Here is a 20,109-nt window from a genome sequence, read left to right as displayed (position 1 = left end):
CGATTTGTTGATTGATTATTTTTGTAGCTCAGCCAGTTTTGTTTGAGCTTGTGTGAGAAGAGTATTTAGTATCTCTAATCTGCTTTCGAGCATTTGAATGCTGAAGGAAGTATTTTCTTTTTCACTATCAGTTTGAGCATTCCCTAGTTTTACTTTCTCAGCTGCCAGATCAGACCGAACTTTAGTAATTTCACTTTGTGATGCTTCTATGCTCTTTGTTATTTCCAAGATCCGAGTAACTTTTATTTGATCGGATACACTTGTGTTCCTCACAGTGGGCTGTACCTCCTTCTCTTGTATAATTATCCGCTTTCCTTCTACGGTTAGCTCAGTTCCCGTTGCATCAGAAACCGCCCTTACAGGTGCATAAGCCGTGCCATTGATCACAATTGCATCAGCTACCTTTGTTCCTGCCTTTTCCACACTGAATAGCCCTTGAACCTTCTGCCCGATTAAGCTTGAACCATCTGCAAATGCAAAAACACCTACAAATAAAAAGCCACCGACTATAACACCTGCTATGAACTTTTTCAAAGTAACCTCTCCTTTGGAAGATTGTTACTCCTATTATCAGTGGAAGATAGATTATTTTGCAATCAATAAACTATAAATGTTCCTCCACCTGAATTTAAGTTGTCAGGGTTACCATGATTGTGGTTTGGTATGCTGACGCTATGGGTGTGGGAGTTATCCGCTTTAGAATCAAGCAAAGTATAGATACGCTCAAGTTCTTCACTTAAAGTCCTAGCATCTACTGCGCTGTACAAATTACTCCAACCAGCCACTTGAACTTTTGGGGCGGTTAAAGATAGAATCGTTGCTGCCCACACATCAAGATGACCTAAATACGATGTAATCGCACCTAATGCCAAATCATTGGCAGTAAATCTTACACCTGGAGCTCCTGAAAAATCCGCTTCAATTTTAACAAAATTACTTGCGTCCCTATAGGCGGCAAACAAATGATCAGTTGAACTCATTTCAGCTCTCATGCCGGAAGCAGCTGTTCGTATCCTTGCGCCAGTAATCACCCCGCCCTCGATCTCAGCAGCTGTAATCCTGCCGCTAAACTCGCCATCCACTGACTTCATATGACCGCCTGGAGTAACGGAGAACGGAGCGTCCGCAAAAGTTTCATCACCCAGCCATATGCCATCCAAGCTGGCCCGGAACGCATCATCCCCCTCACCGATCATGATTGTGCCACCCTCGAAGGATGAGGCGATGATTTTTCCCGTGAATTCATATTCACCCTCTAGTGGGTTGAAAAATATAGCATCTGTCCATGATCCGCTACCGTTACCTTTCTGCATACGGAATTCATCGGCGTTAAAGACTGAACGGGCAAGCTTATCATAACGGACACTCTCAAATCCGATTTCCGGGCCAAATCTATTGCCATAATAAGCTTTATCCTTAACGATGGTGGTCTTCCGCAGGCCGACAACCGCATCCTTAATGCCAGTTATGGCGTTAGAAATGGTCACCTTACTGTTGATCCGCCGCCGCGGGCTATACGAATATCCGACAATGCGCTGCTGCTCGTCAATGCCAAGCTCAGGATCACCGATACCCACCGTGTCGCCCAGCTCAAAATACTCCAGTCCGTAAAATTCTGGCAGGCTGTTCAGCTCCAACACATCAATATCGTAGGCAGTGATACGCTCCCCTGATCGGACATCCACATCCTTGACGATTCCCTTCAGGTTCTTCCCTAGTTGGAACCGGACAGGCCTTATCAACCCACGGCGGGCCAGCAGCGATATACTGTACCGATCAAACCGCAGTTCTCCGCCCGATTGTGCCGCGATCTCCAGCAGGATTGCGCGGGTGGTGATATTTTCCTCGGCCAGATCCACGGATATGTAACCGGACAGCTCCACACTGCCAATAGTGAATCCGGTATCCTCCAGCGCCATAGCAAGCAGTTGCAATGGTGTTCCGGCATGAACAAATCCGTCTGCCCATGCAAATTCAGGCAGCAGAAGATCATAACTGACCTGTTCGCACTCCACGGCGACCATTGTCGATCCATCCCCTGCCCTGGTGCGACGGTGATGGACGATATTGAAGAGCTGATCCTCTACTTCGGCCAAATTTCCGTCAGTCAGGTATTCGCTTTTCCCGTCAGGGTCGATCAGGGCAGTAAAGTTCAATTTATACTCACCGTTGATGGTTTCATCTACACTGTCATTGTCATACCGCTCAATGACAGCTAGTGGCTGGAACGATGGGTTCCTAATCGTGATCAAAGCAGCACCTCCTTAGAAATGAAAAAGAGCCGCAGGAGTAATCCGGCAGCTCGCTTGTAATTATTCAGTTGTTGCGCAGTATGGTCCAACTTAGCTGCGGGCTTCCATAATAATAGTATAAGGAACAACAACTAAATCCCCAAGAATCATATCTGAGCCAACTATAAGAGAGTCACTTACATATGTTGCTTTAGTTATGTTTTTTACTATCGAATCATCTGTGTGGATTATTGTCACCCTAGATATATGCTTCAGGTATTCAAAAGAGAGATTTCCGTAAAGATAATCTAGGATAATATCTATTCCTTCGTCTTGTTCATAATCATTTAGCCATTTTGCACTAATTACATAATCAAACGCGTCAGTGTACGACTCCGTACCATTTCCCAGGAGCATAATGAGTGATACTTCTTTATGGTCTTCAATAATCATGTTATTCACTCTTTTAATCTCTTTCACCAATGACTCTTGATCCAAGGAAGAACACCCCCGTCCTCAGACTTAACAGCTTTTAGAAATGAATTCGAGGTGTTTTCCTGATCACCTATAGGTTTGTAGCGTAAATGTACAGACCATTTCGTTGTTAGTGACCAATTTTTCATAAATGCTCTGTCTCTCGCCTTCTTTATAGATAATTCTTCAGACAACCCCGCTAAATAAACAAGCGAATCAAAATGGTGTGTTTTAAACTTTTTTTCCTCTTCAGGATACTGATCTGTTTCGTAACTTTTACAAATTGCAGCTTTTAATCCGAACTCAATTATATAGCCTGAATCCTGATACGCGATATCATGAAACCCACTATCATTCAATAATTCTGCTGCGTTAAGTCTTCTCTGTGTTAAGAATTTTAATTCATCAAATGTTGGCAAAATTACTCCTCCCTTCGTCACATTATTTCGACAACAAAGAGAGGTTACCTTTAATTTCTTTTTATGTGCAAATGTTTTATTTTTAACACCCATACTCGCATTGATTGTAGAGTCAAAATTCTACTCGATCCCCTTTGAAAACTAAGATTTTAATACGGCTATTCTAGTACGTCGATAGCATTTTCAAACTTAGGTAGGGTTTTAAGGTATTCATATCCTTGTTTATGATAGTTCAGTGATCCATCAGCCACGGAAGGTTGGAATGTATGCCATTCCATTTCAAAGAAAGGTTTTCCTTCGCTGAAGGACTCTTGACTCACGTAGTAGCTCACTCCTATTGTAAGTGAGTTTTTATTTCCGTTTATTGTATCAATGCGAACATAGGACGACTCAACATCAATACCGCTGTCTAATGTTAGTTTTTCTAATGCTAATGCCACTTTAATTCCCCCTCTATGTTTGGAAAGTGCAATTTATATCTACACTCATCCCAGCAGTTATTGAGCTTGTACGTAGTTGTAAGCTTCCGCCAACTGAGATTGTAAATGCTGGAATAACGGAGTTGTTCGCAAAGGCTAACACTGGAAACGGCGCTCCTACAGGTCTGTATCCACCTGGTAGCACCGCAGCAATTGTATCTGCGGTTACACTTCCTGCAACTATTGTGCCTCTAACCCACACCTGACCTTGACCGTTTTTCCCGTAATACAATGTCCCTGTCCAACCGTTTTGAAGAGTTGCTGTGATTTGTTCCACAACATCAGCGCCAATAATAAGTCCTGCTGCCGTTACTGTGTTAGCGACTTTGTTAAGTCCGCCTGTTGCACCGATAGCTAAAATCTCTCCGCCATTATTAACGACAATATCACTAGTAGAGTCCACAGCACCTTTTCGGCAATTTGCATTTTGAACGTTGATTCGGCCGCCATTTACCGCATAAGCCCCGCGATCTGCTGCCCCGGTTACTACCGCTGCGGTAGCATTAATAAATCCGCCACGTTCTGCGTATACTCCCTGTGTTCCAGCGTTTTTAATACTGGACTGCCATACCGTAACAGTTGATCCATCCGTGCAACTAACCCCTCTTTGCCCTGCGTTATCTAGGATTGTTTTATCAGCATCCACGTTGGACGCACCATTACAAACAATACCGTTCGTTCCGGCGTAAGAGGCATCGCCATCGGGTATCGCTATACTAGACACACTGTCGCACCAAATTGCGGCTTGTGTAGCATGACTAACGTTCGCTCCTGACGCCTCAATATGCGAGTTGCTGTCAGCATACATACCGTTAACGCCTGCGTACGAACCGTTACCACCTCGGAAAGATATCCACGAACCCCGAAAAACAGATAATGCGTTTCCTTTGGAGTAACTTGCGTCAGCGCCCATTGCAACGATATGTGATGTTTGGGCTGCGTAAAGGGTCGTGCCACCCGCGTTCCTTACGCCACAATCCTTCATTACTGTTGCGCTGGAGTTGTTTATTACAAATACACCACCATACGATCCGCTGGCTCCAGTTTCATTCATTGTAAATAACGTATTTATTACGGGTAAAACAGCGTTATTTACTCCCATGAAAGCTGAGTTCATACCGATTGCTCCCGAAGATCCTGCGTATGATGGGAATTCAACACGACTTACTAAAGAAGCCCTATTTATCGTTACAGTAGCGTCTTCGGATGATATGATAATCCACCCTAGATTAATACCGCTAATGATAACTTGTTCTGCCATCACAAAACCACTTAGCAATTTAATCTCAGCCTTCAAACCTCTATTAACATACTTCAATGTTTTACGACTCAGATAGGCGAGCGCAGCATTTATCGTGGGGTAATTGCCGCCAGTTCCGACCGTTACTGTGATAGCAACATCCTGCGCAATATCCGCCAACTGCGCATCAAAGTTGTTCAAGCGATCACCCAAGATGGGGAATGCCGTACCCCCTGCCGGTTGCCTTGCATCCACGATTTCCGTGTTACTGTCGCCGGCGCTGGCAACGATGTTCGTAATGCGTTCATCCTGGTTAACAAGCTCTGTCTCAGCCTCGGCAATCCGGTTACTATGATCACTAACCGCCACTTCAGCCGTACCAAGCCGACCCTCATGGTTAACTACCTGAGTATTGATATTCGCCGTATTCTTGTTCACTTTGTCGTACATGATCGGCAGCGAATCCGATGGATTCCCGTTTGCCGCTCCTTTGATCAGCTGAATGTCAGCCATCTCCATCACCCCGCATATTTTGCTCTGAATTTAATTGCCATTGCGATATTGATCCCTGTTCCGGCAACCGACACCGCTGAGATTCCAGGTGGAAGCGTACCGAAACGAGCATTTGTGTTAAGCAGCGCATTTGTGCTGCCGATCCGGGCCGTGCTACGCTGGAAGTCTAGTACAAGAGTACCGGACATTGCCGCGCTGTATGTGGTAACCACACCGCCTACGGTCAGCGATAGAGAGGTAAAGCTGCCCACTATTTCAATGACCGGCTTAACGTTCAGACCGCCAAAATTATCAATTGCCAGTGTCGTCGGGCCAGTCAAAGCATAGTTATAGGCAGCATCTACAGATATAGGAGTATCAACCAGCACTGGAGTGTCAACGTTAATGTCGTCAGATTCGTAGGTGCTATAGGAAAACGGATCATACGCCACCAGCGGCAAGGAAAATTTACCTAAACCCGCTATGCGGTCAATAGGCAACTGACCGGATAACCGTACCATATACTGTCGATCCGGCTGATTGGCGAAGATCAATGGCAACGTGCGCGGTCTGCCATCACCATCCACTAAATGTGCGGCTAGTGCCGATACCCGCCGTTGCAACTGGTACGCGTTGCGTTCCATAAAGGCACATTCTAGTGGCAATGGTCGCGGCCCCATGTCCGCCCCGAAATCGTAGGCACCATGCATGTACGGCACCGTGTACGTCCGATCTACAGTTGGCGGCAGGATGGGCCGCTGTGACTCTCGAAGTGTTTGCAGGCCCAACTCCTGCGGGCGCTTATCGCCCAAGTATGAAACAACGCCGCTCAATGGCTACACCCCCGCTCCGCGCAGAGCACCAGTGATTTGCCCGCCGAGCAGTTGCCCCAGCACTGTCAAATCATCATCACTCCGCACATTAAAATTAGCCCCCCGGAACATGTCCGCGAGACTGATATGATTCGTTGTTCCTGATGTACTAGCTCCCGATCCCGCATTATTCATAGCAGGCAGAACACCTGTTACATTACCACTCAATTCCTGCATAGCTGCATTGACATGGCGTGCACTGTCTGCGATACCTTCGGCCATCCCAGCACCGACCATCATACCGACCTGATCACGCATGACGCGGGAAGGGGAATGGATGCCAAGCGCATCCTTCATACCGTCCACGATTCCGCCAGCAAAGTCAGATATCTTTTCCTTAATCCACCCGGTCATGTTTTTAATGCCATCCCATAGTCCGCGCACGATGTTTTCACCAATGTCCAGCATCTTGCCTGGAAGTTCCTTGAAAAAGTCAACGATAGTTTTGATTACCTTCGGGATTTCGGTTTTTGCTGTAGAAATTAGATCTGCACCCCAGCCAGTTACTTTTTGCAAAGCAGATGTTAACCATTGACCAATCTTCCCTGGCAACTCACTAAAGAAATTGACGATGCTAGAGATCAGTTTGGGTACCTCTGTCGCTATCCACGTTCCAATATTGATACCCCAGTTTTTTATACCGTTTATCGCAGAGGTTAAAGCAGATCCAATCTTCCCCGGCAACTGTGCAAAAAATTCTCCTACCTTCTGGATCAGCTTCGGTACCTCGGCAATGATCCATTTTAGAGCATCAGCTCCCCATTTAATTAGGGTTCCAAGCGCCAAACCAAGAGCATATCCGATTTTACCGGGCAACTCGTTAAAAAATTTAAAAATACTTTCGATGATTTTAGGCACTTCAGTAGTAACCCAGGTAATCGCATTGACTCCCCACTGTTTAATCTTCTCGATGATTGATGAAAAAACAGTTGATATCTTTTCAGGTAAGCTACCGAAAAACTCAGAAACTTTCTCGGGAAGTCGCTGAAACCATTCGATGGCCGTTGTAAAAGCCGCAGGAATATCCTCCGTAAAGAATTTCACTAACCAATCCCATACCGCTACACCAGCCGCTTTAATGGCATCCCACGCGCCAATAACAGCCTCTCTAAAATCTTCATTCGTGTTCCATAAAACGATCAAGCCCGCTACCAGACCCACCACGGCCGTAATGATTAGACCTATGGGGTTGGCTGCCATCGCTGCGTTCATTAACCACTGAGCAACTGTTGCACCCTCTGTAACTAGTTTGAAAGCTTTGTATGCATCTACAATGGAGGTGACGATTTTCACCGCCTCCATTGTGATCATGGCTGCTGCAATACCCGCCAGACCCGCCGCCACATTACCAGCGTTGTCCACTAGCCACTGCATAGCATTTACAAGAGGACTGAAGTCCATATTCTTGATCTTATCAATTAAATCGTTAACCGCTGGCATAACTACTTCTGATACAGGCACAGCAAGTTCAGATATCAGCGTCCGCTTAATTCCCTCAAGAGCTGAACCAATATCATTGTATTGAACGTCATTGAGCTGCTTCAGCGTGTCACGTGTCATATCGGCGTTATCGTCTATATCACCGAGTGCCTTGATTGCCTCAACACCCAAGTCTTCCCACATCGAGCCAAACAGAGCTACGCCAGCCTGATTTTGGGCAATCGGGTCTTTCATTGCACCGAGCCGCTCAACAACATCGTTAAAGGCTGCTGCTGATTCAGGCCCACCCGCTGCGAAGGTAGCGAACAATTTAGATGCATCCAGTCCCATATCTGTGAGCGCGGTCCGTGCATCGTCCGTTCCCTCACGAGTAATGATCCCGAATTCTTTGACGGCATCTCCAACCGTAGCAATTTCAAATGCACCCGACGATGCCCCTTGGATCAGGGTATCGGTAAATTCATTTGCGTCTAGACCCAACTGTGCAAAGTGAGGTGCGAATTCGTTCATGATGTCGAGTAAGTCGCCACTGGCGTTAGCGCCCATTTGTGTACCTTGGGCAATTAGTGCGTAAGCTTCGTCTGCTGTAATTCCAAAGTTGTTCATTAAGGTGTTGACCGTTTTGATACTATCAGCCACCTCAAGGCCAAATACATCCCGCATTAGCAGAGCGTTTTCAGTAGTGGCCTTTAGTTCATCCCCGGTTTGCTTGGTGACCTGGTTGATCGCTGCCATAGAATCTGCGATATCATCCACGGATTCACCAAAGTTGTCGCCATAAATATCATTGGCGACACTGCGAAACTCTTCCATTTCTGCTGCTGTCGCTCCGGTTTGAGTCTGAAGGTGGTTCATGGCCTTGTTCGAATCATCCCCAAACTTAACCAGGGATGTTATAGCAGCTATTGCAGCCGCACCAATTGCAGCAATACCGAGCGCTGCCTTTTCAGCTGCGTCTTCGCCCATTTCCCGCAGCGAATCGGAGGTTTCATCGGCGGAATCAGCCAACTCATCTGTTTGATCGGATGCATCTTCAGCGCCGTCACGAAGATCTCCAAGAGACTGGGTAACTCGTCCCAGCTCTTGCAAGTTCCGATTCAGCGCCTCCGTCTCGCGGTTGATTGTGATCTGAAGAGTTTGGGCTGCACGACTGCTTTCACCCTGCTCCGCTACAACTTGTTCATACTGTGCTGTCAGGTTGGCTACTTTTTGGCGCTGTAAGTCCGTGATACCATTCAAGGCATTGATTCGCTGTTCAAGGCCGTCCTGAGATGCTCCCCAATCATCCATACCCGCAGCAGCAGCCCGGAATCCGGTGTCTATAAGCTTAATCTGCCGATCAAGTGCAGCAATGTTTGCTTTAAAATCAGATGTATCTAGACTGACTCGCCCGCCGATGTCATTTTGATTATCTGCCATCTATTCGCCCCCTTATATCCAACTAGGCGCACTACTTGCGCGGCGATAGGTCTTGCCATTGATTACGCGGGTATTTGGATCGTCACTTGGTTTAAAATTGAGGAAAGAGAGCAAATTGTAGAAATCTGTCTCATCAATCGCATGTAGAGTCCAACCCATTTTTTTCACTAAGTTAAATTTCAGACTCAGCAGTGTTGTGCGATAACTGGCCGGGGAATCGTCTTTCGGTTGATCCCCCGGGGCTAGTTTTTTTTGACACCACTCATAACGTTTTTACACAGCGTTTGAAATACATTCATTAGTTCATCAGTTTCAACGCCTTCGTTTAGCTCGTCAAAAGTGAACTGCCTGCCGAACGCCGCAACAATGACCGTTTTGACTTCCCTGTAAAACTCTCGAACTTCCTGCATATTGGGATTACTTGACTTAAAGTTCTCTGCACGTTCTGCTATTTCAAAAACCGTGTCCATAATCCCCGTTTTAAGACTGCATGTACTGAATGTCTTCTCAGGTGCGCCCTGAGCATCTGTGAATTTGATAAATACTGCTTTCATAAATTCTCGCCTCCTGGATAAATAAAAATAGGGCAGATCGCTCTGCCCCCTCCAAATGAATTATGCCGTTGTAAAACTAATCACCGTCTGCGGTAGTATCTGTCCGTACACATCCGTCGCCCCGTTAATGATCACCGCATATTCTGTAGCTGCTGCTAGGTTTGCATTCGGGTTAATCGTCAGGATCTTGCCCGAAGCATCAAGCGTGATTGCCGAAGCAATAACATCAAACCCCCCATTAAGCAGCACGGCTGAGTAAGACGCAAGTTTATTAGCAAATGTCAGAACCACATTGGCTCCTATTGCCACGCCTGTGGCGTTGTTTGCCGGGACACTAGACAATGTAAGCGCAGCAGGCTTCCCAGAATTATCCGGGGTCTGCACTTGTGCAAACCAGCCTGAAGGATCAAAGGCTTCGTGTGTTGTGTCGCCGGAAATTTTCTTGATTGGCTTACTTTCGCCATTCACATCAAATTGCCTAGTGGTTGCCACGGCGGTATAGGTCAGTTGATACGTGCGAATGTCCACATCTGCCGTTTTCGTTGCCGCCTCTTCAGCTCCACCTGAGAACGTGCCTTTGAGATACCACGTATACCGATAATCTGATCTCCCGATATTTGCACGATATCCGAATGCTACATCTGGTGGATTGGGTTGTCCGCTGTCGATTAGTCGTCCAGTTGTCGGATCAAAATCTTTGCCCAAAAGTTCTGCGGCCTTATACGCCGGAATGCCTGAGACTGTAATCGTCAAGGTGGTTACCCCTTCCGATACATAGTTGTTTCCTGGCGCGTTGTCATAATATGACGGCGTGTTACTTGTTTCCGCTTCTGCTGAGATTTCAGCAGTTGGAGCCAAGTATTTAGGGGCTTCCGCCGTGTACGCATCTTCTGTGTCGTTGACAATGGCATAGAATGGCTTATCTACACCCACGAATTCTCCATATTGCTTTTCCACGATTATTCCTCCATTTCATAGAACCTGTAATCACAGGTATATCCATAATGTCCGGTTGCCTCCAAGAACGGCAGATCACGTCCACCAACTCTCATGAATCCAGTTTCCAGCATAACCGCCTTAATCGTCTCAGAAGCGCCTTGCTTGATGGCGGGTCTCTTACTATACAGTGACACCTGAATACGCCACACGAGAGATGTGGGCTTGTTGTCTGCATGTCCCGCAGGACTATCATCAATTACCTGATAAGTCACAAAGCTTTCTGGGAGCTTTGCATTTGGAGCATATGAGCCCTGCTCCCGCACATCGTGCCCCAGCTGCTCCAGCGTGGAACAGGTCAGCTCATAGATGTTAATCAACCGGCAGCCCCTCCCGCTTCAGCACTTCGCGCTGAATCTTCTTCACCTTGTTCTTGTTCTTTTCAAAAGCTAGTCGGATTCCCGGGTCTGCGGGTTGGGTAGGTGTTCCATATTCGACAAACGTGGAGTGCCATGCTCCCGGAGATTTGGTATCATCAATACCGACCTGGACAACGATGTTGTTCCCGTACTGCTTCGGCTCCGCGACATCTACCCCGGCCAACGTGGTTCCGGTCAGCTCATGCTTCTCTGCCCACTTCTTAATGTCTGCCTGAATAGGTGCGGCACTCTCAGTCAGTGCCGCCTTCACTGCATCATCCACACTACGGCCAGCTGCTTGCACCCGGGCAAGGTAATCCTCAACGCCTGATACGTCCAGTGTAATAGTGCGTGAGTTGGTCACTCTGCGGCTTCGTGCCATTAACCATTCACCACCCGTTTGACCTTGACGATCATGTATTGATTCCGCATTTCCACGTTTTCAATATTGGTCACCTCATAGGCAAGATCCGCATTGTCTCGCAAAAGAATGCGGTCACGCTCACTTATATCTTGTCGATACCACATAGTCAGCTCTGCTGTATCGGCAACAACTAATGTCCCTGCCGAAACGCTCTCTGAACCTCCGCGTCCTTTCCAGTTACAGCAATCTAAAGGCAGAGCCGCATCCACATAGGAGATATCCGGTGCACCATTTACCCGGACTTCATGCCTGTGCTGCACTCGGATCTGTGTGTTAAACTGCTGGACTCCTGGCTTCCACATATCAAGTCACCTCCGGCAGGCTTCGACACGCCAGTTGAGTAAGAAGCACATGAAAAACAGCGGAGAAAGAAATATCCCCGCTGCTCAAATTGTATAAGTCCGTCACACCGACCACGATTGCACCAACCGCCAAATCATTAGCCAACATCTCAGCGGATACACCCGCTCCGGCCATGTATGACTTGACGGCCAGTAGTTTCGGCTTTAAAACTCCGTCAAATTGCGTACCGTCAATGGGCATGCCTAGACCAGCCTTACACTCGGCAAGCAGTTCTGTATCCGTCATTATTCATCCCCGCCTTGCGTTGGTTCTGTTGGCAGTTCCGGTTCTGCCGCTGGTTCAGCTTCACTCTGCGTGGTCACTTCTACGTCAACGGACAACGGTACTAGTACGATTTTAATCCCACTATGCTCCTGTTCCTGCTTGAGCTTGATAGAAAGCTGTTCGTGCTCGACTTCGGATAATTCGCGTGTGGCCTTCCAAAGCAATATAGTTTCACCTGTCAGCGAAGATGCTTCAACGCCGTCAATCTTCGTAGCCTGTGGCTTTTTAGCCATAGTTTTCACCACCTTTATGGGGCCATGTGGCCCCTTAATTAGGATGCAGCACCCTTCTTGACAATGACCACACCGTTCGGGTCGATCAGCTTACCATCAGCAATCAGGATTGCCTTGTCTACCCATTCGTTCGTTTCGTGGTCGAAATACCGGAACATGGTTATTTGCATATTGCTGTTCCATCCGTAGTTTTTCAGGTTTAGTAAAATAGCGACAACATCACCCGCCACCGCCGACTCATAAGGAGCAATAACATCGTCCTCAACTTGAATGACTTCCTTTCCAGCAAACCTTTCTTGTGGACCTTCTGTAATACCGTAGTTGACACGACCAATAGGCTGACCGTTATCATCTACCATGCCGTCAATGTATCCCTCGAACGTACCAGAAGCCATCATCCAAGTTGCTCCAGCTTTATAGGCAAGAGGCAGTTTGGAGGTAACTTTCTTTTTCCAACTCTCCCATGATGCAAATTCAGTAGGTGTCATGGTAACGACCTGTGAAGCCGGAACACGAGAGTCAACAGTAATGCCTTTTGGTTGACCAGTTCCTGTTCCTTTGACTACAGCTAGATCAATCGCCCTAACCATTGCTTCGACGATAAGATCTGTGATCACTGTTTCAAATCCAGCCAGCGTTACAGTGTCCGCCAACAACGAAATAGAAACTTTGCATTCCAGACCGAAATACGTAAAGGATACTTTGGTATTGGCTTGTGTCTTCTGCCTATCAGATACGGCAGACTCGCCGATCCAAGTAGCGACTGGTTTCAGTGCGCCAATCGGTATCTCTACACCGCCCTTGATATTGAGCTGCCGAACTCGGCTGAATACTTGCCCGTAGACCGTAAGCTTCTTGATGATCTCATTCAAGATAGTTGTCGGAATAACTGCCGATACATCTGCCGTGGTGGTTGTCGCGTTAGCCCGAAGCTCCGGTTTGATCTCGCCTGTCTTGGCGTAGATCATAAAAGCGTTCCGGTATTCAATAGTGCTGTATGGATCAGCCGGTTCGTTGGAACGTTCTTGCGATTGTGATCCAATGTTGAATGATTTCAAAAACTGTGCCATAGCCGCATTCCCTGCAGGAGGCTGTCCCGCTCCCCGTTGTTCTGGATCTGTCTGTGTATTTCCACCAGCAATCGGATCATCAGGCATTGACTCCAGTTGTTGCCGAAGCTCAGCGATTTCAGCATCAATAGCTTCCACTTGTGCACCAATCGAACGCACTTCTACAATGTCATTGCTCTTCAAGCCCTTGTCTTTAAGAGCAGAGCGAGCCTCTTCTTTATTTTTCAAAAGCTTTTTCAGGAAATCTTTCATTTTCGATAACCTCCAGTTAATTAGATGAATTTCAATTTCTCTTTTGCTAAATCCAAATCGCCCAATGAACTATCCAGTCCAGACCTCGCACTCTCCAGTGCGGTGCGGGCGCTATCCAGTGCCTGCTGGTCACGAGCATTTATATCAGTCCCGTCATAAGCCGGGAAGGATACCGCAGAGATTTCAATCACTCTACCAATGTCTTTAATGCGGCGGGTAGGAAGTTCTGTATCAAGCCCTTCCCAGGTTTCGTCCCGTACAGTAAAAATAAAGGACATTCCAGAAATGTCCCCTCGCCCAACTGCGCTGTATAAAGCTTTAGCCTCCATGTTGTTCTCAACATCCAGTTCAGCCCTCGTATTCAACCCCTGCTCGTCCACTTGAAGTTGAAGCGTGGAATTTGCATTGTTATTCCGGCTTCGAGCTAAGGGAATCCGCTTCAGATCATGATTAACACTCATGATCACATCCTTAAAATCGGTTTTGTCGAATGCTCCGCGCTCAATGATCTCCTTGAACCAGCCACCGATAACGGTTACCTGTTCAAACACAGCCGCATGTCCTTCCATGATATTCCCAGCCGGATCTGCTCGAAGGTCATTCATAACAAACGCCCGGCGCTCCGGTTCATGCATAACCGGTAGCTTATTCTTCTGCATCATCGTTCACCGCCTTTGTAGGTTGAGGCTTGGTGCCATTCAGCTGATAGATATTTATGATGGCACGATCCACATAGTTAAGGCTCTGCGTAATTCGGTTGCCGTCCGGGAGTGGAGGGTAACCAAGCAGAGCCAGCTTTTGGTTATCGTTGAGTAGCCCCTGCTCCCCTGCCGTCTTGATCAGTTCAAGCTTGGCCGCTGTACTGAGGTACATCATGTCCCGCTGATAAAAAACGATCTCATTCCCCATATCAAGCTCCCGGGGGCTGAAGATCGTTTTTGAAAAGGCTTGACTGAGTCCGATTAAAATAGGTTCTAAGGTGCTTTCGTAGAAAGCCTGATATTGCTCATCATTGTAATCGCGGGCAAGCATTGGTAAAGAAACGCCGAACCATTCTTGAACGCTGGTTTTAAGAAAATCCATTGTATCCTTATCCACCATCTTAGGATCAATGGATACGGGCGTGAAATCTCCCTTAAGGTCAATTGGAAGAATGCCAGAATCACCAGAAGCCATCAGCTTTTCAAAGCGCTCCCGCTCCTTACGCTGCGTCTCATCGTCCATCATGGTTGCTATCTTCAGCACTCCCCGGATGGACATGCTTGTCTTGATGCCTTTTTCGATACCTTGCAGCACGGTGTCATTAATGCGCAATATCTTCAGCAGCGCCTCATTATCCGGTTGGCCGTTCAACCCTCCGCCCATGATCTCATTCATTGAATAACGCTTTCGAATATGAATTACATCTGAGTAAGGAACCGTAAAGTTCTCGCCGGATGAAAAAAACATTTTTACATACAAGCTACCAGCTGGGTCTTGAAGGAAATCAACTTGGTAAGGGTTAAGCGGATAAAGCGCTGAATAACTTCGACTCTCTGAACCGTCTTCCCGCCGCTGTACGGTGTACACTGGATATACGAACACATTAAAATTCATGTAGAGCAACCAAACGATTTTTTCCAAAAAATCTTTTGTTGTCATTAACTCATTAGGCCCAAATTTGAAGAGTCTGTTCAGATTTCCGCGTGGAGTTGTCTGGATACCATTGTTGTCAGTACGGATATGCCTTGGCTGTAGCTTACTAATTTCCGTTGCAATTATATCAATACAATTCTGAACCACATCGGAGGCATAAATGTCGTTGCCGAATCGACTGAAAACAGGCATGTATCCGCTCAGCATCTTGGCTCTGATGAATTCCTTCGATTTTGTAACAAGCCCTTTCAAACTATCAATTAATGCCACATTTCAGCCCTCCTTTCTCCAATCGCTAAGCACACAAACGAAGAAAATCACTGCGGTTGTCAATATACACTCGATAAACAAAAACAAGTGTAACTGCACCGTCAATTTTCCTGTCCTCTTTACCCTGCACCTTGATTGGCATTTGCTCCATCTTGGAATTGACTGTAATCGCAGTGTTTTCCAAACACCATTTATCAAGGCTGTCATTGTTGTAATGAATAAGATCACTCTTCAAATCAGCCTCAACCAGCTTCATTGGTTCGGACATTGGTGCCCAATCCTGGACAACCCGAACCATGTCAAATCCATACTCTTCCATCTCCTTTACCCAATAGATCGCTGACCACTTGTCATATCCGACCTTTAAGAAGCGAATGCCGTATTCCTTGACTAGCTTTTTGAACCAAGCGGTCACCAATCGGAAATCATTTTCATTACCAGGACTCACCGTAATCCTGTCCTGACGAATCCATTCCTTGTACTTCTCTAAATCCTCTTTCGATAAATTAGACAGCTTTGACTCTGGAATGAAGTATTGCGAAACTGTAAACTTCTTTCCATCCTTCAGGAATAACGCCCTTGCGCAAGCTAAGTCACCAGACTTGGATAGATCCACGCCACCGATAGCTACACGTCCGCGCATTTCTTCCAGGTCAAAGGCTTGATCCTTGGCATTGACAATATCATTCATAGTTAACCAGGAAGCAGCATTGTTCTGCTTGATGTTAAAATCCTTCGCTAGAACGAAAATTCGAGTAGCCTTGTTGGTCTTAGACTCTTCCATCATCCCTCGAAGGAAGCTCCATTTCTTGATTGTTCCCAGCCCCGGATTACTCTTCATCCAAGTGCGTTCATCCTGCCAAACTTCCTGTTCACTATCCTGCGTGTACATCCACACTAGCCAGCGAGGGCGATGCAGCTCCCGGCTAAGCACCTGTCTAGCCTCAATCATCCGGCCATCAAGATAACCGTCATTCGTGAATCCCTCTGTCGTCAACTCATAGTATAGTGGCTCGTCCTGAGTGGATAAGGATTGGCGGATCGGCATCACCCCGCTGTTGTCCTTCATCTCGTGGACCTCATCCGCAGCACCTACAGCGATATTCCGGCCTTCCTTCGCGCCTGTCTTCGCGGATATCTTCTTGATGTGGCCCTTATTGCGGTAAGAAAATTTACTATTCTTCTTCCGGCGCTTCGGGTTTCCAAAGTAAATTCCGGTTAGGTTCTTCCGTGTAACCTTTTCAAGGGAAGGACTCTCTTCGCGCATGGCATTGATGGCATCAAACATGAGGGAAGCCTGCTCATAATCGTTGCTGGAGCAAAGGATCTTGATTCCCTCCGGCCCGCAGAAAAATTCTGCTAGGTTCATAGCGCCGATCAGCGGCGTTTTTCCATTCTTCCGGCCAACGACAAATAGTACGTCTTGGAAAAGACGTACCCAGCGCTGAATTTCCTCTTCGAACATTTTGAAAGCATGCAATGCAGTGATAAACGCCTTCTGAAACAATACCAGCTTGAATGGCTTTCCCGCATACGGCGCTTCAAAGTGACGGCATTTTTCTTCAATGAATCGAATTCGCTTGGTCGCATCTGCCGGTTCAAATCGGATGTTAGGATCTCTCAAATGTTCGTCCAAAATATCGAACGTCTGGAGTAATTCCTGACCAACTAATATTTCGTCACTTCGACATAGCGCCATGTATTCATGTAGCCATGAAGCATACGGCGCACTCACTCAAAATCCTCCAGATCATCATCATCTTCATCCATGATGTTCTTGTTCAAGATGCTATTAAGCGTCTTAATAATGACCGAATAGGAATTGACGTTCTTCAGGTATTGCCGAGCTGCCTCAACCGGCTTCTGTAGATCCGGGTTAGTGGGGTGAATCTTCACCATTCCCGTTGCTTCTAGCGCCTTCTTAAGTACGGTGTTTTCAGCCTTCAGGAACGCCGCATCCTCCAGCAGCCCCTCTACCAACTGGGCTTTTGAAGGATCAACATCGGCAAAGATGGCCTGCAACTTCGCCAACTCTTGACTGTAGACCTCCGATTTTTCCATAGAATTCAACACCTCGATCCAATTTCAAATTTTTTGGTCATGCACTAAAATTGTGTCCCCTCTACGGTTGCCCACGGCTTAAAAAATATTTTTGACCCGGGGGGTCTGAGAAAAAAATAAAAAAATATTTTTTATTTATTCCTGATATTTTTCAAACCACTTGTCGATATAACCACGCCATTCATCCTTCCGATACCGCAATGACTCGTCGTTCTCCAATCTTGCAAGGCAATCCTCTCGGCTAACTGGACAGTAGATCAGTTCAGCACCAGTGTCTTCGGCAAGCCGTTCCCGTTTGAACTTCTCAGGAAACCCACCGATGATCCACGCCGTACCCCATTTGCCCAGTCGTGTCTTGATGTTGTCGAGAAGGAAGTTATGCACTCCCATCACATTGGAGAATAGCGCATCCGGCTTGTCATAGTCAGGCAGGCCGGACAGCGCAGAGTATAGAAGATCCATATTAACGATCAGATCCCCGCGACTCATCTGCTGCCGCACAAATTCCACCATCCCAGCCATCGGTGGGCCGTAGACTAAGAACACCTCTTTCAGCGACTGATAGCCGAATCGCTTATGCTCCTTGTTGTGGCAATCGTAGCAGATCAGTTCAACCAAGTCCGGGTTAAGACTGATTGAATGATCATGAACATTCTCCGGTGTCAACTCCACCTTATGATGTCCGATGATATCTACGGGCCTAGCGATGATACAGCCGCAGCGCTGACAGGAGTTGCCGCGCTCCACGATCAGATTAAGCCGAAAGACTCGCCACTTCTCTGATGTGTAAAACGTCTGGAGTATTGCATACCTAGCCATCACCACGCCTCCGATCTGAGTTTATTCACTTCAAGTTGCATGCGCTCGATCTTCAAGCGCAACTCTTCATTGGTCAGCTCATTTCGATCAAACTGGTCAAGCAGTGCAATGCAGCGCATCTTCCTGCCCTGAACCGCCGTAAGCGCGTTATGTATCTGAAGGATACGTTCCAGCTGTTGCGGCTCTTTGGTCTTCTCTTCAACGATCTGCTTAGTCACAACCTTGACTGGCTTAAACTGCGGAACACCGTCTACAAACCGTAGTTTCTCAGCGCTGCTGTCCTCTGCTGGCTCTTCAAAGAACTGATATTTGCGCTCAATACTCAGCCTGTCCTTGCCCTCTTCGATATCCTTCATGTTCTTCATCATTAGGAACTCGCGGTATTCAAGAAGGGCAATCTCATTCAACAGAATCTCGCGCGGGTCTGTCTCCATCTTCATCAATTGCAGCTTATGCTCTACTGCAACCTGACTCATCCACATAGACTCATAGTTACCGTTCTTCCAGGCGTTTGAATTACCTGGTGGAGCAGCACCGCCCTTGTTGCCCACGGCATTCACGTTGCCAGGCTGACCGCCACGTTTCCGGCTTGGCTTCGCCTCCCATGCATCCTCATACTTCCACTTACGAATGAGTGAAGCTGATACTCCTAACCGCTTGGCAATATCGACAAGTGGCAATACCCTGCCGCTTTTTTCCCACAATTTAAACGCTTTGTCCCGGTTCTCACTTCGCCCCCTACTCACTCATCTCACCACCTCCGAACGGCATTCGTGTTTGAACAGTACACTTTTAACAGTTATTTACAATCGTTACTTTAACTAAGTAAAGCCTGCTGCTGCTAAACCCCTCAAAAACAAGCTTTGAGTGAACCATAAAGGAATTCTGGTGCAGTAGAACATTCCTCTATTTTTTCTGTTCCTTCATATAATGCATCTGGCTTCTCTTTACTGAGTGCGACACACGTCTATTTATGGTGCGGTAGAATCAACGCATACGCATGGTTGCACGGTCCAGAAGGTCTTGTGTCAGGCCAATATACCGTAATGTAACCCGCATATCGCTATGTCCGAACGCATCGATTAGTAACGGTAGGTTTCGCTCATCTTGATGATATAGCCTGTACCCCCACGTTTTACGTAGCGTGTGGTTGCCAAACTCTTCAAGCCCAAAATGTTTAGCTGCCTCGTTAAGAAACCGATAAGCCGTTGAACGATCTATCGGCTGTTGCTTGAGCTGGCTTATTGTTTTCTTCTGCCTACTCGCGAACAAAAATTCGTCATCCGCCTTGCCTGCAATGAATGCATCCAAATCTTCACGGATACTAGGATGGACAAGGAACCTCTTATTGTTCTTGTTCTTTTGTTCCACTTTACTAATATAGTTGTGCCTAGCTTCTCTGACCGAAAGCGTAAGTAAGTCTGAAACCCGAAGCCCTGAGTAAATTCCTAGGCAAAAGAAAAGATAATTTCGCATACTCCGACTCCGAAAATAATACTTCATACCATCAATGATCCGTTCATCTCGGATCGGCTGAACTACCTTCATACCACCACCCCGATATTTTGCACATAAAAAAGAGCCGCATTTAAGCGACTCTATAATCATAGTTTCAAACTTTATATTCTATTGTTAGTGAGGATTACCAACATCCCACACCTATTGTATAATTCCAAGTTACTTCCCGTATTTGCATGGTGACGGACGGTATTACCGACAAACATCCCCTATGCTAATATCGCG

General features: G+C 46.8%; 24 protein-coding genes. All 24 read right to left on the bottom strand.

Translation table 11 applies throughout. The features are described from left to right. Window positions 1-15 precede the first annotated feature (15 nt). Window positions 16-534, bottom strand: coding sequence for a hypothetical protein (locus ACDZ28_RS13715; protein WP_375104950.1), 519 nt, complete (start codon window positions 532-534; stop codon window positions 16-18). Window positions 535-596: 62 nt separating this feature from the next. Continuing rightward, window positions 597-2,252: a hypothetical protein gene (locus tag ACDZ28_RS13710; RefSeq protein ID WP_375104949.1), complete on the bottom strand. Its 1,656-nt coding sequence runs from the start codon at window positions 2,250-2,252 to the stop codon at window positions 597-599. Between the two features lie 90 nt (window positions 2,253-2,342). Further along, the gene (locus tag ACDZ28_RS13705; protein WP_375104042.1) at window positions 2,343-2,729 is read right to left on the bottom strand and encodes a hypothetical protein; all 387 of its coding nucleotides are present in this window, start codon (window positions 2,727-2,729) and stop codon (window positions 2,343-2,345) included. Continuing rightward, window positions 2,708-3,124, bottom strand: a complete 417-nt coding sequence (locus ACDZ28_RS13700; RefSeq protein ID WP_375104043.1) for a hypothetical protein — start codon at window positions 3,122-3,124, stop codon at window positions 2,708-2,710. Before ACDZ28_RS13700 ends, ACDZ28_RS13705 begins: the two co-directional genes overlap by 22 nt. Before the next feature lie 158 nt (window positions 3,125-3,282). After that, window positions 3,283-3,564, bottom strand: coding sequence for a hypothetical protein (locus tag ACDZ28_RS13695; RefSeq protein ID WP_375104044.1), 282 nt, complete (start codon window positions 3,562-3,564; stop codon window positions 3,283-3,285). A 13-nt stretch (window positions 3,565-3,577) separates the two neighbouring features. Continuing rightward, the gene (locus ACDZ28_RS13690; protein WP_375104948.1) at window positions 3,578-5,356 is read right to left on the bottom strand and encodes a right-handed parallel beta-helix repeat-containing protein; all 1,779 of its coding nucleotides are present in this window, start codon (window positions 5,354-5,356) and stop codon (window positions 3,578-3,580) included. 5 nt (window positions 5,357-5,361) lie between these two features. Continuing rightward, window positions 5,362-6,123 carry a distal tail protein Dit gene (locus ACDZ28_RS13685; protein WP_375105348.1) on the bottom strand — a complete coding sequence of 254 codons (762 nt, stop codon included), beginning with the start codon at window positions 6,121-6,123 and terminating at the stop codon, window positions 5,362-5,364. Window positions 6,124-6,171: 48 nt separating this feature from the next. Next, window positions 6,172-9,066, bottom strand: a complete 2,895-nt coding sequence (locus ACDZ28_RS13680) for a phage tail tape measure protein (protein WP_375104947.1) — start codon at window positions 9,064-9,066, stop codon at window positions 6,172-6,174. A gap of 12 nt (window positions 9,067-9,078) precedes the next feature. Further along, a complete protein-coding gene (locus ACDZ28_RS13675) occupies window positions 9,079-9,225 on the bottom strand; it encodes a hypothetical protein (protein WP_375104946.1) in 147 nt (48 codons plus the stop codon). Window positions 9,226-9,308: 83 nt separating this feature from the next. Then, on the bottom strand, window positions 9,309-9,620 hold the full coding sequence (gene gpG / locus ACDZ28_RS13670) for a phage tail assembly chaperone G (RefSeq protein WP_375104945.1): 312 nt from the start codon (window positions 9,618-9,620) through the stop codon (window positions 9,309-9,311). A 60-nt stretch (window positions 9,621-9,680) separates the two neighbouring features. Next, window positions 9,681-10,577, bottom strand: coding sequence for a major tail protein (locus ACDZ28_RS13665; protein ID WP_375104944.1), 897 nt, complete (start codon window positions 10,575-10,577; stop codon window positions 9,681-9,683). 2 nt (window positions 10,578-10,579) lie between these two features. Further along, window positions 10,580-10,936: a hypothetical protein gene (locus ACDZ28_RS13660; protein WP_375104943.1), complete on the bottom strand. Its 357-nt coding sequence runs from the start codon at window positions 10,934-10,936 to the stop codon at window positions 10,580-10,582. Beyond that, on the bottom strand, window positions 10,929-11,357 hold the full coding sequence (locus tag ACDZ28_RS13655; protein ID WP_094876226.1) for an HK97-gp10 family putative phage morphogenesis protein: 429 nt from the start codon (window positions 11,355-11,357) through the stop codon (window positions 10,929-10,931). Before ACDZ28_RS13655 ends, ACDZ28_RS13660 begins: the two co-directional genes overlap by 8 nt. Then, a complete protein-coding gene (locus ACDZ28_RS13650; RefSeq protein WP_375104942.1) occupies window positions 11,357-11,701 on the bottom strand; it encodes a head-tail adaptor protein in 345 nt (114 codons plus the stop codon). Before ACDZ28_RS13650 ends, ACDZ28_RS13655 begins: the two co-directional genes overlap by 1 nt. Before the next feature lies 1 nt (window position 11,702). Then, window positions 11,703-11,987 carry a hypothetical protein gene (locus tag ACDZ28_RS13645; protein ID WP_375104941.1) on the bottom strand — a complete coding sequence of 95 codons (285 nt, stop codon included), beginning with the start codon at window positions 11,985-11,987 and terminating at the stop codon, window positions 11,703-11,705. Further along, window positions 11,987-12,259: a hypothetical protein gene (locus ACDZ28_RS13640; protein WP_375104940.1), complete on the bottom strand. Its 273-nt coding sequence runs from the start codon at window positions 12,257-12,259 to the stop codon at window positions 11,987-11,989. Before ACDZ28_RS13640 ends, ACDZ28_RS13645 begins: the two co-directional genes overlap by 1 nt. Before the next feature lie 38 nt (window positions 12,260-12,297). Continuing rightward, complete coding sequence (locus tag ACDZ28_RS13635) at window positions 12,298-13,581, bottom strand: phage major capsid protein (RefSeq protein ID WP_375104939.1); 1,284 nt, start codon at window positions 13,579-13,581, stop codon at window positions 12,298-12,300. 20 nt (window positions 13,582-13,601) lie between these two features. After that, complete coding sequence (locus ACDZ28_RS13630) at window positions 13,602-14,243, bottom strand: HK97 family phage prohead protease (RefSeq protein WP_375104938.1); 642 nt, start codon at window positions 14,241-14,243, stop codon at window positions 13,602-13,604. Then, window positions 14,227-15,486 carry a phage portal protein gene (locus ACDZ28_RS13625; RefSeq protein WP_375104937.1) on the bottom strand — a complete coding sequence of 420 codons (1,260 nt, stop codon included), beginning with the start codon at window positions 15,484-15,486 and terminating at the stop codon, window positions 14,227-14,229. Before ACDZ28_RS13625 ends, ACDZ28_RS13630 begins: the two co-directional genes overlap by 17 nt. Window positions 15,487-15,511: 25 nt before the next feature. Beyond that, window positions 15,512-17,221, bottom strand: coding sequence for a terminase large subunit (locus ACDZ28_RS13620; RefSeq protein WP_375104936.1), 1,710 nt, complete (start codon window positions 17,219-17,221; stop codon window positions 15,512-15,514). Then, window positions 17,218-17,547: a hypothetical protein gene (locus ACDZ28_RS13615; RefSeq protein WP_375104935.1), complete on the bottom strand. Its 330-nt coding sequence runs from the start codon at window positions 17,545-17,547 to the stop codon at window positions 17,218-17,220. Before ACDZ28_RS13615 ends, ACDZ28_RS13620 begins: the two co-directional genes overlap by 4 nt. A 135-nt stretch (window positions 17,548-17,682) precedes the next feature. Further along, the gene (locus ACDZ28_RS13610) at window positions 17,683-18,366 is read right to left on the bottom strand and encodes an HNH endonuclease signature motif containing protein (protein WP_375104934.1); all 684 of its coding nucleotides are present in this window, start codon (window positions 18,364-18,366) and stop codon (window positions 17,683-17,685) included. Beyond that, entirely contained in the window at window positions 18,366-19,112 is a 747-nt protein-coding gene (gene terS, locus ACDZ28_RS13605; RefSeq protein ID WP_375104933.1) for a phage terminase small subunit, read from the bottom strand. Before terS ends, ACDZ28_RS13610 begins: the two co-directional genes overlap by 1 nt. Before the next feature lie 241 nt (window positions 19,113-19,353). Further along, complete coding sequence (locus tag ACDZ28_RS13600) at window positions 19,354-19,914, bottom strand: tyrosine-type recombinase/integrase (RefSeq protein ID WP_375104932.1); 561 nt, start codon at window positions 19,912-19,914, stop codon at window positions 19,354-19,356. Window positions 19,915-20,109: the final 195 nt, after the last annotated feature.

Origin of the sequence: Paenibacillus sp. RS8, assembly GCF_041956825.1 — a bacterium.
Classification (GTDB): Bacteria; Bacillota; Bacilli; order Paenibacillales; family Paenibacillaceae; genus Paenibacillus_AQ.
The sequence above is the reverse complement of the archived record's forward strand: the minus strand, read 5'-3'. Positions and strand labels throughout refer to the sequence as shown.

Excerpts from the sequence above, each read along its gene's own strand:
- ACDZ28_RS13690 (WP_375104948.1), bottom strand. The coding sequence starts at position 5,356 with ATGGCTGACATTCAGCTGATCAAAGGAGCGGCAAACGGGAATCCATCG.
- ACDZ28_RS13680 (WP_375104947.1), bottom strand. The coding sequence starts at position 9,066 with ATGGCAGATAATCAAAATGACATCGGCGGGCGAGTCAGTCTAGATACA.
- ACDZ28_RS13675 (WP_375104946.1), bottom strand. The coding sequence starts at position 9,225 with ATGGGTTGGACTCTACATGCGATTGATGAGACAGATTTCTACAATTTG.
- gpG (WP_375104945.1), bottom strand. The coding sequence starts at position 9,620 with ATGAAAGCAGTATTTATCAAATTCACAGATGCTCAGGGCGCACCTGAG.
- ACDZ28_RS13655 (WP_094876226.1), bottom strand. The coding sequence starts at position 11,357 with ATGGCACGAAGCCGCAGAGTGACCAACTCACGCACTATTACACTGGAC.
- ACDZ28_RS13650 (WP_375104942.1), bottom strand. The coding sequence starts at position 11,701 with ATGTGGAAGCCAGGAGTCCAGCAGTTTAACACACAGATCCGAGTGCAG.
- ACDZ28_RS13645 (WP_375104941.1), bottom strand. The coding sequence starts at position 11,987 with ATGACGGATACAGAACTGCTTGCCGAGTGTAAGGCTGGTCTAGGCATG.
- ACDZ28_RS13640 (WP_375104940.1), bottom strand. The coding sequence starts at position 12,259 with ATGGCTAAAAAGCCACAGGCTACGAAGATTGACGGCGTTGAAGCATCT.
- ACDZ28_RS13635 (WP_375104939.1), bottom strand. The coding sequence starts at position 13,581 with ATGAAAGATTTCCTGAAAAAGCTTTTGAAAAATAAAGAAGAGGCTCGC.
- ACDZ28_RS13630 (WP_375104938.1), bottom strand. The coding sequence starts at position 14,243 with ATGATGCAGAAGAATAAGCTACCGGTTATGCATGAACCGGAGCGCCGG.
- ACDZ28_RS13615 (WP_375104935.1), bottom strand. The coding sequence starts at position 17,547 with ATGGAAAAATCGGAGGTCTACAGTCAAGAGTTGGCGAAGTTGCAGGCC.
- ACDZ28_RS13610 (WP_375104934.1), bottom strand. The coding sequence starts at position 18,366 with ATGGCTAGGTATGCAATACTCCAGACGTTTTACACATCAGAGAAGTGG.
- ACDZ28_RS13600 (WP_375104932.1), bottom strand. The coding sequence starts at position 19,914 with ATGAAGGTAGTTCAGCCGATCCGAGATGAACGGATCATTGATGGTATG.